The organism is uncultured Boseongicola sp. (genome assembly GCF_937988555.1).
GTDB lineage: Bacteria > Pseudomonadota > Alphaproteobacteria > Rhodobacterales > Rhodobacteraceae > Boseongicola.
In genome coordinates this window covers 1-2,883 of record NZ_CALJXO010000288.1, presented here as the reverse complement: position 1 = coordinate 2,883, position 2,883 = coordinate 1, and the positions used below count along the sequence as shown (strand labels likewise).

Here is a 2,883-nt window from a genome sequence, read left to right as displayed (position 1 = left end):
AATGTCGTCTCCGCAATCCTGGCAGTGGCCAAACTCTCCTTCTTCCAAGCGTTTCAAAGCAGCGATGATTCGGTGCCGTCGCCCGGCGCGTCGCCGAGCGGTGGCTTGCGCCATGGCCTGACGCTGCATGGCGTCCATTCGGCTGAGCCGTCCGACCGATTGCTGGTCCAGCGTCACCGTTTTTTGGTCGTCAGCGCCAAGCGCATCGTCGCGTTCAAGCGCCATGAGTTCTGTTTCCAGAACCTTTCTCGCATCGCTCAGGTCCATCCTTGTCCTCGCATTTTGTTTCAAATGCCTTTTCAGGTTACGTGCGCATGTCTATATGCTGTAAGTGCCGCGAGGCAGTGAAAAGGATTTGGTCATGGCCGAGCTACAGCGTAAACCCCGAAAACTTGATCCTGTCTGGGACCAGATTGCGCAGGAAGCGCGCGCTGCTGTCCTGAAAGAGCCACTGATTGGTGGTCTTGTCCATTCAAGCATTCTGCACCACGCCTCGCTCGAGCGTGCTCTAAGTTACCGCCTCGCCATGAAGCTGTCGTCGACTGAGATGTCGGCGCAAATCCTGCGCGAGATCGCTGACGAAGCCTATGAGACGGCTCCGGCATTAGGCGAGGCTGCGCGCGCGGACCTTGTTGCGATTTTCGAGCGTGACGCCGCCTGCCACAGCCTGATGCAGCCGCTCCTTTACTTCAAAGGATTCCAGGCCGTGCAAGCCTACCGAGTTGGGCATTGGCTCTGGGAACAAGGGCGCCGGGACATTGCGTATTTCATCCAGGCCCGCGTCAGCGAGGTTTTTGGCGTCGACATTCACCCCGCAGCCATCATCGGCAAGGGTCTGATGATCGACCACGCGCATTCCATCGTCATTGGTGAAACCGCCGTGGTCGGCGACAATGTTTCGATGCTCCATTCCGTCACGCTTGGCGGAACGGGCAAAGAGGATGATGACCGTCACCCCAAGATCGGCAATGGCGTTCTTATCGGGGCTGGCGCGCATGTTCTGGGCAATATCACCGTTGGGTCCTGCTCGCGCATCGCGGCAGGTTCGGTTGTTTTGGAAGAGGTTCCACCGTGCAAAACGGTTGCTGGTGTGCCGGCGAAAATCGTTGGAGAAGCCGGATGTGATCAACCCGCATTGAGCATGGATCAGATACTTAACGGCTGTCCCGGGCAATAGCCAATGCCCGGGATAGCGATTCGCATCAGGCCTTCAAACACGAGCTATCCCACCTTTCCGAGACCTTCCCCTTGCGCCTTCGCGAATTGGCCGTCAGTTTTGGCGGTGAACGACACGCCAGCAAGGGGGATCATCTCATGGCAACCAGGCAGACCAACGGCCGCGGCCGCCGCTACAATTCGATCGTGGATACTGTCGGCGACACGCCCGTTATCCGCATCAACCGGATCGCGCCCAAGAACGTCACGATTTACGTCAAGTTCGAGGCCTTTAACCCTGCGGCTTCTGTAAAAGACCGTCTGGCGCTTTCGATCATTGAAGCGGCTGAACAAGACGGGCGCCTGAAGCCGGGTCAGACAGTTGTCGAGGCTACGTCAGGCAACACAGGTATCGGCCTTGCGATGGTTTGTGCGGCCAAGGGATATCCGCTAGTGATTATCATGGCCGACAGCTTTTCCATCGAGCGCCGCCGCCTGATGCGTTTTCTGGGTGCTAAAGTTGTTCTGACACCACGGGCCGAAAAAGCCGTTGGCATGTATAAGAAGGCAGTTGAGCTGGCCGAGAAAAATGACTGGTTCCTTGCCGGTCAGTTCGAGACCGCCGACAACGCCGACATCCACGAAACGACCACAGGACGCGAGATTATTGGCGATTTCGAAGGCGAGCGGCTTGATTATTTCGTCACGGGGTACGGCACTGGCGGAACGGTTTCGGGTGTTTCGCGTGTCCTGCGTAAAGAACGGCCAGACACCAAAATCATCCTAACGGAACCGGACAACGCGGCTTTGATCGCCTCGGGCACTCCCCAGGAGCGCAACGCGGCAAACGCCCCCGAGAGTGGCCACCCTGCCTGGGCGCCCCATCCGATCCAGGGCTGGACGCCGGATTTTATTCCTTACGTTCTGCAAGAGGCCATCGACGGCAATTACTACGATGAATTACTTCCCGTCACGGGCGCCGACGGGATCGCCTGGGCGAAACGTCTAGCGGCAGAAGAAGGCATCCTCACGGGCATCTCCGGCGGGGCGACTTTCGCGGTGTCGATGAAAATTGCCGAAACTGCACCGGAAGGGTCGGTGATCCTTTGCATGTTGCCCGACACCGGGGAGCGTTATCTTTCAACGCCGCTGTTCGACGACATCGTCGAGGACATGAACGCCGAGGAAGAAGCGCTGTCGAAATCCACGCCCGGTTGTCAGATGTAGTTTGCCTAGACTGCGGTGGGCCCGATCAACTGGTCATAGGCTTCAAGCGCTTTGACGCCGTACATATAAGCGGGCCCACCGCCCATCATCACGGCAACAGACACGGTATCGGCCACATCATCGCGGCTGGCACCTGCTTTTGCCGCTGACTGCACATGAAAGCCGATGCAGTCGACGCATTGCTTTGCAATTCCAATCCCAAGCGCCACGAGTTCCTTTTCACGCACACTCATGCTGCCCTCAGCCATCGTTGCGCGGTGCAGGCCGGTGAAGCCCGCACCTGTCTCGGGATGCGCGGTTCTAAAGGCCGCGAGTGCTGCGCTTGTGTCATCCAGATGTGATTTCCAGTTCATGTAACGGCTCCCGTCGGTGTTGTCTGGAAAACGAAGACCTGAAATAGCCAAGGGCCGCATTGACTGATGTCAAAGGCGGCCCTTGGCTTGGTCATATTGCCCCTGTTTAGAGCAGTATTGGATCACGCAAGCATTGCGACCGGGTTCT

At 57.8% G+C, this 2,883-nt stretch carries 4 protein-coding genes; 2 read left to right on the top strand and 2 right to left on the bottom strand.

Annotation, left to right across the window (positions count from 1 at the left end; translation table 11 throughout):
• On the bottom strand, positions 1-267 hold a 267-nt coding region (locus Q1B15_RS17015), incomplete at its 3' end, for a TraR/DksA family transcriptional regulator (RefSeq protein ID WP_366141739.1).
• Positions 268-361: 94 nt separating this feature from the next.
• On the opposite strand from Q1B15_RS17015, the gene cysE reads away from it, so the two are divergent.
• Positions 362-1,177: a serine O-acetyltransferase gene (gene cysE / locus Q1B15_RS17010; protein ID WP_299755890.1), complete on the top strand. Its 816-nt coding sequence runs from the start codon at positions 362-364 to the stop codon at positions 1,175-1,177.
• 137 nt (positions 1,178-1,314) lie between these two features.
• Positions 1,315-2,382, top strand: a complete 1,068-nt coding sequence (locus Q1B15_RS17005) for a pyridoxal-phosphate dependent enzyme (RefSeq protein WP_299755888.1) — start codon at positions 1,315-1,317, stop codon at positions 2,380-2,382.
• A 5-nt stretch (positions 2,383-2,387) separates the two neighbouring features.
• Here Q1B15_RS17005 and Q1B15_RS17000 read toward each other — a convergent pair whose 3' ends face one another.
• On the bottom strand, positions 2,388-2,735 hold the full coding sequence (locus Q1B15_RS17000; protein ID WP_299755886.1) for a carboxymuconolactone decarboxylase family protein: 348 nt from the start codon (positions 2,733-2,735) through the stop codon (positions 2,388-2,390).
• Positions 2,736-2,883 lie beyond the last annotated feature (148 nt).